Origin of the sequence: Aquidulcibacter paucihalophilus, from assembly GCF_002105465.1 — a bacterium.
GTDB lineage: Bacteria > Pseudomonadota > Alphaproteobacteria > Caulobacterales > Aquidulcibacteraceae > Aquidulcibacter > Aquidulcibacter paucihalophilus.
In genome coordinates this window covers 1-16415 of record NZ_NCSQ01000037.1, presented here as the reverse complement: position 1 = coordinate 16415, position 16415 = coordinate 1, and the positions used below count along the sequence as shown (strand labels likewise).

Annotated in this window: 9 protein-coding genes; 7 read left to right on the top strand and 2 right to left on the bottom strand. The window is 53.0% G+C overall.

The genetic code is table 11. The features are described from left to right. Window positions 1-504 precede the first annotated feature (504 nt). The 5 genes from B7364_RS03335 (at window position 505) to B7364_RS03315 (ending at window position 11834) form a co-directional block, all read left to right on the top strand. The gene (locus B7364_RS03335; RefSeq protein WP_198534019.1) at window positions 505-2952 is read left to right on the top strand and encodes a DEAD/DEAH box helicase; all 2448 of its coding nucleotides are present in this window, start codon (window positions 505-507) and stop codon (window positions 2950-2952) included. A gap of 288 nt (window positions 2953-3240) precedes the next feature. Beyond that, a complete protein-coding gene (locus B7364_RS03330) occupies window positions 3241-5094 on the top strand; it encodes a UvrD-helicase domain-containing protein (RefSeq protein WP_085338527.1) in 1854 nt (617 codons plus the stop codon). Window positions 5095-5099: 5 nt separating this feature from the next. Beyond that, window positions 5100-8291: a helicase-related protein gene (locus tag B7364_RS03325; protein WP_085338526.1), complete on the top strand. Its 3192-nt coding sequence runs from the start codon at window positions 5100-5102 to the stop codon at window positions 8289-8291. Then, window positions 8272-10140 carry a DUF1998 domain-containing protein gene (locus tag B7364_RS18095; protein ID WP_332835069.1) on the top strand — a complete coding sequence of 623 codons (1869 nt, stop codon included), beginning with the start codon at window positions 8272-8274 and terminating at the stop codon, window positions 10138-10140. Before B7364_RS03325 ends, B7364_RS18095 begins: the two co-directional genes overlap by 20 nt. Further along, complete coding sequence (locus tag B7364_RS03315; protein WP_085338525.1) at window positions 10140-11834, top strand: nuclease-related domain-containing DEAD/DEAH box helicase; 1695 nt, start codon at window positions 10140-10142, stop codon at window positions 11832-11834. The genes B7364_RS18095 and B7364_RS03315 overlap by 1 nt, the downstream gene beginning before the upstream one ends. Before the next feature lie 17 nt (window positions 11835-11851). Here the strand turns inward: B7364_RS03315 and B7364_RS03310 are convergent, their stop codons facing one another. Further along, the gene (locus B7364_RS03310; RefSeq protein ID WP_085338524.1) at window positions 11852-13384 is read right to left on the bottom strand and encodes a DNA cytosine methyltransferase; all 1533 of its coding nucleotides are present in this window, start codon (window positions 13382-13384) and stop codon (window positions 11852-11854) included. A gap of 943 nt (window positions 13385-14327) precedes the next feature. Between B7364_RS03310 and B7364_RS17800 the strand changes: the two genes are divergently transcribed. Further along, window positions 14328-14495 (top strand): single-stranded DNA-binding protein, encoded by a 168-nt coding sequence (locus B7364_RS17800; RefSeq protein ID WP_157893460.1) that lies wholly within the window; start codon window positions 14328-14330, stop codon window positions 14493-14495. A 703-nt stretch (window positions 14496-15198) separates the two neighbouring features. Continuing rightward, window positions 15199-15567, top strand: coding sequence for a single-stranded DNA-binding protein (locus B7364_RS03300; protein WP_085338522.1), 369 nt, complete (start codon window positions 15199-15201; stop codon window positions 15565-15567). Window positions 15568-16034: 467 nt separating this feature from the next. Here B7364_RS03300 and B7364_RS03295 read toward each other — a convergent pair. Then, window positions 16035-16415: transposase (locus B7364_RS03295; protein WP_157893459.1), on the bottom strand; the 381-nt coding region annotated here is incomplete at its 5' end.

Genomic DNA, 16415 nt, shown 5'->3' with positions numbered 1-16415 from the left:
ACAACCCCAATTTTGTGCCATAGGTGCTGACGGGGAACAGTAGCTGCCGCTCCCAGCGATACAAAGATCGAGTATCTAGCTGAGCTGAAGTTGGATCGGGTTAAGTTCCAAACCGTTTCAGGCAAGTGGATGAATAGAAATCTATTACTTGTTACCGACGAAATACCAGATGTCCAAAATCATTTCATAATGGACCCAGCCTTTAGACAAAGTATTGAACCATATGCTCCAATCCCATGGCTCTCTGAGTTCCCCTCCAGCAGTGAAATGCTAAATCGAGATGATCAGGAGCTAAAAGCATATCTACGGTGGACTACTCCGTACTTTAACCAGATTTGTAAGGAGCGTGTGGGCCGAACACCCCAATATCATCCGAAATTGTTGGACAATTTACTCCGAATGCCCGCCTCTTGGCGACTACTTCCGCACTTGCCACCAGCTTGGGCTGCGAAGCTAACGACGCAACTTTTTGAACAATGCGAAGAATATTATGGCGCAAAGTCTATGGTGACGATCATTCACCCCTCTCGAAGGAACGATTACCCTGACGTTATTGTGCCTCATCCGATTTTCTATTGGCTGAACGAGCACGGACGCCTTCGGGTCGGCAAGCTGACCGTTCCGTTACATTGCGTTTCTTCGGAATTCGGGAATGTTATGGAGCAATCTCGGATCAAGGGTTTCACCGGTGTCTCGCGCTTTCTTGTTGCTCGTGAGCCGGAAGCAGGGATTAAATCGCGCTTTAGCTGGCGAAGTTCAAAGCTTACTAGTGAATCCAATGCACTCTTCTGGGAGCAGATATTCGCAGAACTCGCAGCGCGGACGACCTCCCTCAAAGAGCTGAGGCCAATCTGGGAGTTAGCCTATAGTGAAGGCATGATCCCCCAAATTGTGCCTACCGCTGATGGGGCAATTCCGCTCTCGGAGATCTACGTAACAACTAAGCCAAGCCTCGGGCATGAACTCGACGACGGAAAGATCGTGGTCTTGTCGGCGGGGGCAGTGTCTGCATGGACAGCTGCGGGCGCTCTACAGCTCGATTCCGGCCCAGCTATGTTGTTTAGGAGCCGGCTGTCTGCCCCATTTCTGCTCGAAAACTTGGTTCCGGGGATTGCACTCGCCATCGAAGATTCTGAGGCGGTTCGGAGTGTTCTGACAGTCTGGGTCGACGGCCTAGAGGAAGGCGTCGGGCCTTTCAGGTATCCAGCTGTACTTGGAATGGACTCAGACGGTGTGCTGTTGATTGATGAAAACAGATTTCATGCGCGAGGCTGGGCGGAGCGCGCTGAGCTAATTCTTCGTTGTTTGGCTCGACACGGTGTTATCAAGGACGGTGAGAGCCTCGACGCCATGATAGCAAGGATTGTAGACCGCAGGACTGTTGATGCAAGAAAGGCAGTCCGAGAGCAGCCATCAATCGAGTTGAGAGTATTGAAAGCAATTAATGGGGATATCAGTGCCCTTTTTCGTATCTTTACACCGGCTACCCGCCTAGCAGCGGGTGACCGGTTCAGCCATGAAGAGATTGCTCGGCTTGCCCTCGCAGTGCACGGGCCGACGCTTCTGAGCGCTCTTCGAGAAACGCTTGAGCTCAATGGCCTTGCACCACCGGGTCGATGGGGCGGCGAGCAAGCTAGGGCATTTGTGCTAGATCTCGGTTTTCCCGTCGAATTCGCGTCATCTATCGCTGGTCGAAGAGATGCCGAATTGTCCGTGAGCGGCCCTATCAGTTTGCCATCGCTTCACGACTATCAGGAGGAAATCCTGGCGAATGTCGAAACGCTGATTGCATCGGGCGTTGGACGACGACGAGCAGTAATCAGTCTGCCAACCGGAGGCGGCAAGACCCGCGTCGCAGCTGAAGCCGTGGTCCGATTGATTCTGCGCGGAGATGGTCGCAGGACTGCGCTTTGGATCGCTCAAACCGACGAGCTCTGCGAGCAGGCAGTTCAGTGCTTCCGCCAACTATGGGTGAATGTGGGGGCGCCAGGTGAAGACCTGCGAATTGTACGATTTTGGGGAGGGCAGAGAAGCCCTGCGCCGCCAGAGGGAGATGAAGCTACCGTTGTTGTTGCGAGCATCCAAACGCTCAATAGTCGGAGCAGTCGCGGCGAGCTGGCTTGGGTTGCGCAATCTGGGATCGTTATCATTGACGAATGTCATCACGCAATTACGTCGAGCTACACGGATATTATGCGATGGATGGACGTTCAAGTAGGCAATGAACGAGCGAGAGAGTTTGAAACACCAGTTATCGGTCTAAGCGCTACTCCATGGCGCGGATATAACGAAGATGAATCTGAACGGCTGGCAGCGCGCTTTGATCGGCGCTGGTTTCCCGCTGACCAGGCCAGTCTTCACGAAAAGCTCTCATATATGGGGGTGTTGGCCACACGAAGCTACAGAGCACTTCGGTACGATCGGCCAATCACGCTGAGTGCGCGCGAACAGCACCATGTGGACACTTTCGGAGAGTTGCCGGACAGTGTCGTAGATCGCATCGGCGAGGACGCAGATCGCAACAACTTGATTGTCGATACAGTGTTAAAAAGCTCGGCAACTTCCATTTTGTTGTTTGCAAACTCGGTTGCTCATGCGCAGTACCTAGCTGCCAAACTACACCTAGCAGGGTGTCCGGCCGCCGCGGTTAGCGGCCAGACAGACAGATTGGCGCGCCAGCACTTTACTCGTCGTTTCCGGTCAGGAGAACTTCGTGTGATTTGCAATCACAGTGTTCTAACAACTGGCTTCGACGCGCCGAAGGCCGATCTTATCCTGATATCTAGGCCAGTCATTAGTCCGGTTTTGTATATGCAGATGGTCGGTCGTGGCCTTCGAGGGCCCGCAAACGGTGGAACAGACCATTGTCAGATTATGACAGTCGAGGATAACATTATTAACTTCAGTGATCGACTTGCGCACCAGTTTTGTCGTCGTTTCTTTGAGTCCTAAGTTGGCCGTTCAACATTGGCCGCGCATACCAAGGCAATTGATGAGAAAACGCCCTGTCAACCATTTCCACATTGATAACTTTTAAATGATCCAAGGTGGATAAAATTGTAAGGTTTATGTTAGCAAGCGTTAGGGAAGCCGCTCTACCCTTGCGCGAAAATTGTAAGAGGTTGACGATAATGTGCTCAACAGAAAACCGATGAGTCATTCGCGGCATTCAAAACTAGAGCAAATGAACTCCACATCTTAGACCTGATTGGTGTTTAATGGCTCTGAGGGGGTAGGGTATTGTCAGAAGCAGGTTGGGACGCATATCAGCGCAATGTAATTGAGGCAGCCACCGAAGCTCGACTTTTAGTAGAGGCTGGTCCTGGGACCGGAAAGACGGCTGTCGCTTGTGCACGCCTAGCTCACTTAATCAGCGAGGAGGACATCGAGCCCAGCAATACTTGGATGATCAGCTTCACACGGACCGCGGTAGCTGAAATCCGGGCAAGATTGCACTCCTATGTCGGCGATGCATCTTTTGCAATCAGAATTGCGACTGTTGATTCGCACGCTTGGTCCATCCACTCCGGGCACGACCCGAATGCTAGACTAACGAGATCTTACGAGGAGAACATCGCGCGCGTGATCGAACTATTGAGAGTCGATGAGGACGTGGCGGACGAGCTCGCGCAGATTGAGCATCTCGTCATTGACGAGGCTCAAGACCTAGTTGGACAGCGCGCCGACCTGATAGAGGCTCTGGTGGAACGGCTACCTTCAGAATGTGGCATCACGGTATTTGCTGACGAAGCACAAGCGATTTATGGTTTCTCCGACGACAGCCTCGGCCGTCAGAACAAGTTAAATTTAAAGCCCGGCAAGTCTGTTCTCGACCGACTATTGGACTCTGAAGATTTAGGTTTCACCAAGCTTCCTCTAAAGGAGATCTATCGTACTTCGTCCCCAGGCTTGAGGAGGATCTTCTCCGAACTGCGAAGTGAGGTCCTCAATCAACAAAATCACACTGAGGGGATGCATGCTCAAACGGCTGAAAGAATTCGTGCATTGGCGGATCAACGAGGGTTGAAGTGGACAGGCATGAAGGTTGCCGACTTCACCAGCGACGATCTCCTGCTTTTCCGATCTCGCGCTGAAGTGCTCCTAGCGTCGCAGTTCTGTGATCTACCCCACCGGCTGCGGTTATCAGGATATAGCACTACTTTGCCGGCATGGCTGGCAATTTGCTTCGCTGATTTTGTAGAACTTTTTCTTACGGAGCGGTATTTTTTCGATCTCTGGATGGCGCGCGTTGAGAACAAGGCTGCACCGCAATATGGGCCAGCAGAAGCTTGGGAGAAGCTTTTGCGTGTTGCAGGCCGTAAGGACGGCACTATTGACATGCAGAAACTAAGACGGCGCCTTAGTCAGGCTCGGCCTCCAGTTGAGTTGGCTTTTGCAGAGTATGGGCTCCACGGACCGATAGTAGGCACAATCCACGCGAGTAAGGGTCGCGAGGCGAGCAATGTAGTCCTTCTGTTGCCGCAAGGCGCGGAGTTCGAGAGCATCGAAGATGAGATTGAAGAGGCCCGAGTGCTCTTTGTTGGCGCAACTCGTGCGCGAACATCCCTCATAGTCGGGGAGAGCAACGCATATAGGGCGTCGGCTTTGCCGTCGGGGCGCGCTTATCGTTCTGCAAGAAACGGCAAATCGACCATGGTTGAAATCGGCAGAGACGGCGATCTCACTGCGCGCGGCCTTGTGGGTATCGTTGAATTCAACGCCGGTACCGCTGCTACTGGTCAAAAGTTTCTTGCCAAGGTTGCAGATGTAGTTACTACCTATCGGTTAGATGCGGATTCAAGTTTGGATTGGCGATATAGGGTTACTGCCGGCACGGAAGGTCCTTGCATTGGCACTCTTTCGCGAAACATCACCAACGACTTGTGGGAGATACTCGCGATCAAAAACAAGAGGTACAGCCACAAACCACCTGGTTATGTGAATCACGTCAGAGGACTCGGCTGCGCAACAATGGTTCTGAGCCCTGAAGACAGTGAACTTGAGACTCTCAACGAGCCTTGGGCATCATCCGGTTTTGTGCTTTCGCCCAGAATTGCTGCGTTTCCACCTTTCTTTTTCTACGGCCGAGGGTAGCCCCCATGAATGACAAGGCATGTGATAGAGATACCGTAGCCCAGCGGTTGGCGGAAGACTTGATAGGTCCTCGCGCTGAGAATGAGGAACTGACTGCACGGCCTTCAGATGTTTATCTAACAGGCATTCTCTGGCCGCAGCGTACGGCGATGTCGGGAGAGGATGATGAACGCCTCAGTATTTCCGCGGGCTCTGTAGAGGAAACAGATAGCGAGAGCGAAGCAGTTCGAACTGGATCAATCCAGAAACCTTCCGTGGCTGGGCTTTCATTCAGTGTTGTTGCATCAGGTGGTCCTCCCCGGATTCAAGTCATATGTCAGTTCGCCAACTATCGATGCGAGAAGCGCGAGAAGCGCGAAATTTGGGTCCGACAACCGCACAAAGTCGAAATTGCCGCGCTTGATTTGTCACCGGGACCGACACGTGAAATCTCCCTTCACGATTACGGTGATGGACTGCCCAACGTCTCCCTGAGCGTCCGATCCATCCAAACTTCTGATGCAATTCTTGTAACTCTCTCACTCGTAAATGCGATTGCTCTAGAACAGGGCCGAGATGAGATTGAGGCCGCGTCACTATTCCAGACTGCACTTCGTGTAGAACCCTGTGATGGGACCCAATTGGTGCCGAAGCCATTGCGCAGATCTTTATCTCGAAATCTGGAAGATGGTGATGGCACTGGCTCTCTTAGCGATGAAGAAAGTGGGGCGCTGCTTTATAGAAATGTCGCTGAGTTCGCCTTTGGTCATGTCTGTTCTGCGGAGTGGGAATCATTTGATCAAGTCGCGGGAACGCGGCCCACTGCGCGATGGGTCGGAACGACTTGGCTCCCTTCAACAATCGTCGAAGGCGTTGATCCGAATGGGCACATTTTCTTTTCTGAGCTAGGCAATGAACCCGGAGGTTTTGATCCACTGATGGCAGAGTCATTGGCCTACGCAGACCCTGCAACTCTCCAGAATGGATTGTACTTATTCTGTAACGCCTATGAGCGTTGGGCAAAACTGCAACGCGAGCGCCTTGATGACACCACTGATGTAAGTGCTGAGCTAAAACATGTGGCCGAGTTACATCTAGCCCAGTGCGAATTGGCGCTTGCTCGAATGCGGGCATCGGTTGAGCAACTCGGCACTGATACTAGGCTTCGACGCGCCTTTCAGCTGGCCAATCTTGCCATGCATCTGCAGCACTCTTGGGATAGCTCAAAGAGCCGGCAGGGACCGCTACGCTGGCGTCCTTTTCAATTGGGCTTCCTACTCCTAAGCGCGCCATCTTCGGTCATCCGAGATCACATACATCGTGGCACAATGGACCTTCTTTGGTTCCCAACGGGCGGAGGCAAGACTGAGGCCTACCTCGCATTGATTGCGTGCATTGCCGTATATCGGCGCCTTTCGGACGACCCCAGCGACCACAGCGGTGTTTGCGCGCTCATGCGTTACACACTTCGACTTTTAACGACGCAGCAATTTGCTCGTTCTGCTGCGATGATTGTCGCCTTGGAAGCAATTCGCTCTGGCCGCGTGACAGTACCCAATGGCTTGCCACTTCAAGGTGACGAGCCGTTCTCCATCGGACTATGGGTGGGAGGTGATGCGACCCCTAACAAACGGGCAGATGCATTTGCCTCGCTTCGAGGATCAACAGAGGTCGCGTCGCCAAAACAGCTTGCGCGCTGTCCGGCCTGCGGTGAGAGACTCAACTGGTCAATGGCGAGCGCCACTTCCCTTGTGGATGTTGCATGCAGGACCACCAAGTGCACGATGATTGGGAGCCTACCGATCTTTACAGTAGACGATGACGTCTATGACAAACGGCCGACATTGCTCATCGGAACGGCTGATAAGTTCGCTCAAATAGTGCGCGAAAAGCGAACCAATGGCCTTCTTGGGATCTCCAACGGCTCTCCGCCTGACCTCATCATCCAAGATGAGCTTCACCTTATTTCTGGGCCCCTCGGAACGATCGCCGGCGCATATGAGGCAGCATTCGACCTGATGTTCGCAGCGCGAGGACATCGGCCAAAGGTGATTGGCTCCACAGCAACAATCCGCAGAGCTTCCGAACAGGTCTCCGCGCTTTTTGACCGCGAAGCTTTTCAGTTCCCGCCCCCCGCAATTGATCACGATGACTCGGGGTTCACAGTGCGAGATCGGCGGCCGAAGGCAATGGGAAGACGTTATCTTGGTGTTACGACGGCAGGCCGATCCGCAAAGTTCACTCTGCAGGCCGTTGCCGGTTCGTTACTGCAAACGGCTTTTGCGGCATTTAGCGATGATGTGCGCCGAGACGCCTACTGGACACTCGTCGGGTACTTCAACTCTCTACGCGAGCTTGGTGGCGCGCTCGTCCTCATGCAGGACGACGTCACTGACAGTATAGCCCTCTATGCTGATGCTCGCTCCGAGGAGAAACGGCCCCTCCGCAATGTCGAAGAGCTAACTTCCCGGCGAACACAAGAAGAAATCCGGGGCATGCTGGACCTTCTCGATATTAAGGTGGGGGTTCCAGGTGCCGTTGACGCCGTTCTCGCAACAAACATGGTCAGCGTCGGCGTGGACATTTCTCGGCTTGGATTGATGTTGGTAAACGGCCAGCCCAAGACCATTGCTGAGTACATTCAGTCAACCAGCCGGGTCGGACGGGGTGATGTTAGCGGTCTTGTCGTTGCCGTACTGAATAACGCTAAGGCGCGGGACCGATCACATTTCGAGACTTTCTGCAGCTGGCATCGGACGCTTTACAGGGACGTTGAGGCAACGAGTGTAACTCCGTTCGCGTCACGAGCTCGCGATCGAGCCCTACACGCCGCGCTGGTTGCTTCAGTACGACACCTTGTTCCTGACATGCTCGATGCTCCGACGATGAGCGACGATGCAGAAGATTTGGCGATGGACCTAATCGACCTAATTGTTGAGCGGGCAAGTCGGATCGATCCAGAAGAGACCTCCGTCCGTCGTGAGCTTGAACGTTACCTCGACTCGTGGCGTGCACGATCCCCTCAAGTCTACTGGAGCGACCACAAAGGCGGGAAATCCCTTCTTCAAAGCGCGGAACGCGCTGCCGCTCGGCGGGCTGCTGGTCGGGATACTGGAGCCGCTTGGCCGACCCTGAATTCTATGCGGACTGTTGAGGCGGGAACTCCTTTCAGAATGGCCCCTCTGCTCAGGGCAAAGGATGATATACATGAAGAATGACCTTCAAGATCTCCGACGTAGCGCTGTCGTGTCCACATTCGGCCCTGGCTCGGTAGTGGATTTCAGAGCAGGTGGCGGAGCTGTTTCAGGGATCGCAGCGGGCCTCGAAGAATGGGACCGCTCCTTCCCACCTGCTGGCCTTGCCCATCCGCAGGTCATCCGTGAGCCACGACTGCAGAAGAAGCTGGGTGTGAAGGGATTTAGGACGCCACCCGTTACGCTAGAGCGAGGAAGGGATGACGATCCGGATAGCAGGCGGCTCGTTGCCGTTCGATTTCCCCAATGGCTGCAGTGCCCTAACTGTGATACAATAAAGCCCGAAAGGCGTTGGAAGAGCGACCCCGGCAAGGCATATCGCTACTGCGCTACTTGCACAGAACAATCCAATGGTGACAACAAAGCCTTTGTAATCCCTGTACGTTTCGTGCTGGCTTGCAAGCATGGGCACGTCGACGAATTCCCATGGGATTGGTGGGTGGGGCACAAGCCGGAATGTAGGCTTTCTGGAAATGAGAGCAACGATCGGCATCCCGGGCTAATCCTTCGCTCTGAGAAACCAGGCCTCGCGGGCCTTATTCTGAGTTGCCCAAAATGTAGCGCGCGCCGTTCAATGGATGGGGTCTTTTCGAAGAAAACATGGGAACGGGGCCCGAAGTGCAAAGGACACAGACCTTGGTTGCCTGATGGCGATGAAGCCTGTGGCAAAGAACAGAACGCAGTGCAGAGAGGCGCGTCTAATCTCTATTTCGCGGTGACAGAGTCGGCTTTGAGTATTCCACCTTGGTCAGATCGTCTTCAAGAGGTTCTAGGCGATTGGTGGAGTTCCCTTACGAATCTCGATGATCTTTCTAAACTTGAAGATTACATTAGCTTCTTAGCGAAGGGTGACCTTGAAAGCATTTTAAAAGAGCTTGAGATGACACCCGCAGAGTTAGCCGAAGTGATCCGTGCACGCCTCACTTCTTTTGGGCAGATGCAAACAGATGACTTGCGTCCTGCAGAATACCGTCAGTTTGTCACCGAACCAGGGCGTAGCCGGATTCGGGATATCGACTTTGAAACGCGCAGAGTAGAGGTCTCTCCTGCGATAGCTCCATGGATTTCCCGGGTGGTGAGAGCTGTCCGTCTCCGAGAAGTTAGGGCAATAAGGGGGTTTACCCGCATCAATCCACCCGGAGATCCTGACTCGCCTGAGGTGGCGAAGTTATCCAAAGACCCTTTGGACTGGTTGCCTGCGATCGAGGTTAGGGGTGAAGGGATCTTCCTTGCTCTGAACGAAGAAAAGCTATCGGCTTGGGAAGTTCGCCCTGATGTGGTCAAGCGTGTGTCTGATTGTGCGGATCGGCATTTGGCCGATTGGCATGAACGCTATGGAAAAGATGCGACGCCACCACAAACGATTTCCCCCCGCTATATGCTTTGCCACACTCTATCTCATGCCCTAATGCGTCAACTTACGCTTGAATGCGGCTATTCCTCAGCTTCACTCCAAGAGAGAATTTACGCAGGAAGTGGCGACGAGAAAATGGCAGGTCTTCTGATTTATACCGCAACACCTGACTCCGATGGCACGCTTGGCGGGCTCGAACGGCAGGGAAAGGCAGGTCGGATAGAGGGAATTCTGCAACGAGCGATTGATGCAATTGAGTGGTGCTCCTCAGATCCACTCTGCATTACAGACATGATGGGAGCAGAGAACAGCTATTCCCACTCGGTCTGTCATGCTTGTTGCCTTGCTCCCGAGACTTCTTGCGAAGCTTTCAACAATTTTCTGGATCGAGCTCTTTTGACTGGTGTAGGTACAGGTTCGGGTCTTGGATACTTTGAAGATATCCTTCGGAGAAGCTGATGGCAGTCCTCTGGCCCAGAAAAATCCCCCGCTCGGTCCTCGACGATCCGAGACGTCGGGCTGAAGTTCGGGTTTACCGGCGTCTCGCAGAAGCGCTGGACGATACCTTTCATGTCTTCTATTCAAGTCCTTGGCTCGGAACAGATAAGCTCGGAAATGAAAAAGATGGTGAATGCGATTTTCTAATTGCGCACCCGGAGCACGGAATCCTGGCGATTGAAGTGAAGGGTGGTAAGGAGATTTCCTTTGATCCTGAGGATAGCCAGTGGCGTAGTACAGATCATGATGGGTTTGTACATAAGATTAAGGATCCCGTTCAGCAGGCTCGGAGCGCAAAGTATGAGATAATAAAGCTCCTCAATAATTCATCCAAATGGTCGAGGCGTTACATTCATAAGTCTCATGGTGTAATATTCCCAAGCACTGCTTCGCCTTCAGGCAATCTTGGCGCTGATCGACCGCCGCAGATCTTTTGTTGCGCGCATCAGTTCAAGACATCCCTGCGCCAATGGGTCGAGGAACGGATGAAAGTTGGCCAGCGGCCAAACAATTGTTACGCGCTCGGGCGAGACGGAATGGCTGTCCTTCAAGAACTATTGGCACAACCTTTTTCGCTCAGTTTCAATATTGGCGCTGCACTTTCGGAGGCAGATCAAGAGTTCCGTATTCTTGAGCCATCACAATATCATATCCTAGACCAAATTTCCGAGATCCCTCGGGCGCTCATCAAAGGCGGTGCAGGGACTGGAAAGACGGTTTTAGCGATTGAGTCTGCAATAAGGTCAGCACGTTCAGGCACAAAGACCTTGTTGATATGTTACAGTAGGCCTCTCGCCATAAACATTGAGCGAAAGCTGAAGGATATCAAGAACCTTACGGTGTCTGGATTTCACGCGCTTTGCGGGCGTATTGCACACCAAGCTGGCATCAGTCCGCCGCCAAACGTTTCCGAGCGGGAACTCTACCAGAGTGTCCTTCCCAATGCTCTGTATAGGTCAATGGAAGTTGATCCTAAGCTCAGATGGGACACTATAATTGTTGACGAGGGGCAAGATTTCAGTGTCGAGCATTGGATTGCAATTGAATCCTGCCTAACTCCTGATGGGCAGCTCAGAGTCTTTATGGACAGCAATCAGAAAGTTTATGCGACCGCCGAGACCAGCGTGCGTGACCTTAGTGCTGTTCCTATTCGGCTCTCTAGAAACCTTCGCAACACAGCGAACATCCACCGGGCCGCAACTGTTCATTATTCCGGTCCCGAGATTGTTGCAGATGGGCCGGATGGTCTCGATGTTCGTTGGATCGAAGCTGATACTGTCGATGCCAAGATCAATGCAGCTTACAAGGAGCTTAGAAGGCTTGTATTCAATCAGGAGGTAGCTCCCGGCGACATAGCTGTCCTTGTCAATGGACCAATGGCGCGATCTAGCTTTGTCGAAAAGAGCAGTGGAACCAGCATATCCCTCACTGATGCAGACACAATGGCACTCGAGGATGTTGTCATAGACACCATACGACGGTTCAAAGGGCTAGAACGACCGGCAATCATTTTGCTTATCAGCGGGGACGAGGTGGAAAGGCGTGAATTGGCTTATGTCGCGTTGTCAAGAGCGAGGGCTTATTTGTGTATCGTGTCATCTAAGGAAGAGACCAAGTGGCTAGCCGAAGGTTTGCCCAATTCCTTAGGTGCTTAATCACGCGTTTTACAGCACTAATTTAGAACCTCAAAAACCAATTCGGCAATTTGCTTTGCTAGGAAGGGTGGCACGGCATTTCCGATCTGGACATATTGCTGTGTCCGATTGCCAAGGAACAAATAATCGTCGGGGAATGTCTGCAACCGCGCTGCCTCGCGAACGGTCAGGCTCCGGCACTGAATTGGATCGGGGTGGATGAAATAATGACCATCCTTCGAGATGTGGCTTGTTACGGTAGTGGATGTTTCATCAGCAAGTTGAACCCGGAAGCGGTCATTGAAAATGCCGGTGTGCCAGTTTCGGTGATCCGGACTAAGAGCTAACGGAAAATCAGACGCCTTGGGACTGTAGCCTTTGACTGCACCAAACACAGAAGCAAACAAGTAGCGACCAAGATCCGAAGCCATGTGCCCACGCGACTCATGTTGCGCAATTGCGTGCAGCCCAGGCCGATCTAACCAGCTAAAAAGCTCATCCTTCGAAGTCCCGTAGTTATCAGGCAGGTACGACGCGGCTCTTCTTGTTGGTGCCTCGCTCCTCATACGGCTGGAAATAGATTGAAATGCTTCGCTAAGCAGCTCATCGCTATTTTCTTTGCACATTCCTGCCAGAAGATTGGCTGCATCGGTAACGGTGGCTTTCCAGGTTGTCTCGTCGTCGTGTCCTCTACTGATACCGCTTCGCAGCGCAGGCATTGTTCCTATTACTGAGCGTACTGTTCGAGTTACATTCGGTGTCGCGATTTTGGCACCGGCAGCTTTGTGAGCAAGGTCCGACCGGAGCCCTACTATGATCACACGATGTCGCCGCTGCGGCACGCCGAATGCCTCGGCGCGGACGATAAAATCAGATGGCTTTACAGCAGTCTTCAAGCTGGCCTGCCCGTCGGCGATGCGAATCGCAAATAGTTCGTAGTGTGGGCTGTGGCCCGTGCCTAAAGAAGTCAAATCCCGTACGAGTAGCTCGAAAACCAATTGGCTTTCGATAGTCGAAGAAAGCATTCCCTTTACGTTTTCCATAACGAATGCCGCTGGCCGGAGCCTATCTAGCACCTTGATGTACTCACGAAATAGATAATGTCGCGCGTCCTCCTCAGGGACATAATCCAAGTTACCTCGCGACCTAGCACGCCCCACTAGCGAATATGCCTGACACGGCGGCCCCCCGATCAACAAAGTCTCGTCGAAATCATCTTTCAACGTCTTAATCGCTTCTTTTATTGAGGAACTAGCTAGTTCGGTTCCAAGCTCAAGTAAGCGTGCTTCTTTTGTAGCGTGCTGCCACGCGGAAGGATCAATGCTTGACCAGTCTGGTTCTGGAGTATGGCCTGCGTGAAAGTCGATAAATTGGTTAGGTAAGGCTGCATGACGGGCTTGGTACTCACGGAGAAAAGCACGCAACAATAAAGTCCGGTGGGCTGATGCCTCGTTCTCTATTGAAATTCCAATCTTGAATGGCTTTTGTCCATTAATGTCTAAAGTTGCAAACCCTTCGCCTAGCCCACCGGGGCCTGCAAAAAGATCTACAATGCCAAACGCAGAGGGCAAATCAGGCTCCTAAAATCTTACATCAAAGAGATGTAGCACAAATTTTATCCCGCTAGGGACCAGAGTGGAAATGCTTGAGGCCTGAGTCAGAACCTTGCGTAAGGTAGCAGGCAGGCATTAGGGGAATTCAAGTGCTGCAGAACGAGTCAGATCAGATGCGACTGTTTCTGGCGCCCCTGCGCGGAACTCTCGTCCATGACCTTGGCAAATCTACATGCTGTTGCCCGCAATACAGTGTCTGCTAAGGCGATGTGCCCAGCTTTACGAACCGAGCGCGGCTCACGCCAGTTTCTAGAAGCTGGTGCTGGGAGGACGGGAGAAATCCATCTGCTCTTCGCAGAGCCCCAGCTGATCCCCTCGCCAAGTCTTGCCTCCCGGCTTGGCTAAGAGCAGCAACAGCATAGCGCCATTAGGGCAAGCCGCGCAAGTTTATGGCTGCACCGCCTAACATAGTTGTCGGCACGATGAGCGCTAATCAAGCTGTGTTTCTGAGGGTTTTTTGTGGTCACTGTGCATTTTTCCCGGTCTTTCCTGTTACGCTTCTGTGTTAGGCGGAGCACGGCTCGCAAGATTTGCTAATTGTCTTGAGGTCTTGATCTTAGCATGCCGTCTTAGGTGCGATGATTGAGCCGACTTGGCCTGATCCAAGCTGGTCCTTTTTCTCCGTTGATCGGTCTGACTAGCCCGTCTGACCTTTGTTGCCCGTCTCGGGAGACGCGTTGACGTGGCTTGAAAACTGCCTCCGGCGGCGTGTCCCACCATTCTTCGAATTCAAGGGCCCGAGTTGTCGCTACGCTCCTGCCCGCGCCAAGCCCTTGTGTGCCAACAGGTCGGTTTCCGCCCCTCGCCTTGTTTCGGATGCTGTTACGCCCCGTCGCCACCGCGACCACCGGACCGGGACACCAACGGACGGGACAGCTTCAGACCAAACGGAGAAACCATCATGGATAAGGCCAATTTCGAAATCGTCGGAAACGTCGGCAAGATTGAGATCAAGACCTTCGGCAAGACCGGCAAACTCGCAACCCTCAGCGTCGCCACCTCAGAGCGCTGGAAGACCGAAGACGGCACGCAAAAGGACCGCACCTACTCACATGAAATACGTCAATGACCGAAGTTGAGGTTGTGTCTTGATTACACAGGGGGTGCATGCGTGCGCCCTCTTTTGGCGTTTGGCTTTTTGGGCCGAATGATTGATTTTGGGTGGTGGGCTGGTCTAGACCCTTTTAGGTACCCAACAACGATAATGGATTAGCCAACAACATCTTGCATTGGGTCTTCTTGCGCCATCGATGCGTCAAATGGCCGACACGAACTCAAAAGCGGTGGTGCGACTTGGCCATCGTTGACCATGAAGTTTGGACGCTGTGACGACAACGCGGATCCTTTTTCCTAGACTATAGCGTCGGTTGGTTTCATTCTGAGTAAGCGCGGCGACTATGATGCGATGCTGGTCTTTCAAAAACTTTGCCCTTCATAGCCTCCAGTCCTTTATAGTGTCGGTCGCCGTGCGCGCCCGTGCATCTTTGCTTTGAACATATTGATTGGTTGCCCTTTTCCTGACGAACTTGGCCAAAGCTGTGTCCATCATCTTTCCGCCTCAAGTCTCACCTTCTTGGGAACACACTTGCTGTTGACGCCATCAAGCGTCCGTTGGCCGTCCCGGTCAGGGCCCGAGGCTTCGCGGCTAAAGCCGCTGCAGGCCGCGCCAAACCCTGGCCTGTCCGTCGCTGCGCTGCCTAGCCGGTCGCTGTTTTGATGCGTCGCAAGCGCGACCCCGAGAAGGCGGTCTTCCGGGAAACGGAGTAAAGATCATGGACAAGGCAAGCTTTGAAATCGTCGGCAACATCGGCAAATCAGAAATCAAAACATTCGACAAAGAACGCAAAATGGCGATCCTATCAATCGCCACCAGTGAGCACTGGAAGCGTGAGGACGGAACAAAGGTCGAAAGAACTTTTTGGCATCGCATCACCGTCTTTGCCCCAGCCATCGTCAACCGGATCGAGACAATGGTGCAAAAAGGGACACGCGTCCGGCTTGTCGGCGCAATACGGCCGGGTTCCTACGATGACGAACAAGGACGCACCCGTTATGTCATCGAGTTCGTTGTTGGCCCGTTTGGCGATTTTGAAGTTCTCGCAAGAGGCAAACCAACAGAGAAGGTCGCTGAGGCGGCCTAATCCTTCCAGTGCCGGGCTCTGATAAAAGGGCCCGGCTAAAGGCTGTGCTTTGCACCACTATTTTGCTACCAGTAAGCGCGTCGCTCAGAAAAAATGCTACATCCATAACTCCTCTGCGCTCATGAGCGCGTCTTTAGATGCTAGGTCTGGCCGCTTCATCGAACGGCGCATACACGCGCCGCCTATACTCACATCCGGTTGCCGGTTTGATACAGCAGACCATAATCCCATTCTATCGGGTCGCGGCACAAAAGGGGGCGGTGACAAACTGGCACTCGGCGTGTTGCAGCCATTAAGTAGCTACGTACCAACCACCTGCATCCAGCGGTGCTGATCGGGCGCCGCGGATCCTTATTAAAATGCTCATTGGCCACTGCAGAACTTTGTTCGCTGGTCTGCTAAGGGGAAGAAAAAGAACCACCCCCTTATGCCACGCAAACCTGGCCCGAGCACTTATCCTTGAAACGTCATGCGGGCTTTAGAACCGCACCTTCAGGGACCTCCCCAGTTGTTGTGAAGCGCCAAAGGGCAATCAATAACTTGCGTGCGAGCGCGCAAATCATGATCTTACGAATCCGGCCAGCCTCGCTTCGAACACGGGACTGAAACCATAGTGACAGCTTCGACTGCGGCTGGTGTCGCAGCCAAAGCCAAGTCAACTCCACCATGGTTGATCGTAAGCGCGGGTTACCCGACTTAGATATCCCTTGATCGCGCGCCATATCACCGCTCTGGTAGGGACTGGGTGCCAGTCCCGCATAGGCCGCGACATCGCGTCTGTTGTCAAAATGTCGATAAAGGCCTTCAAGCCAAAGCGTGGATGCAATCTCAGGTCCGATGCCCTTGAG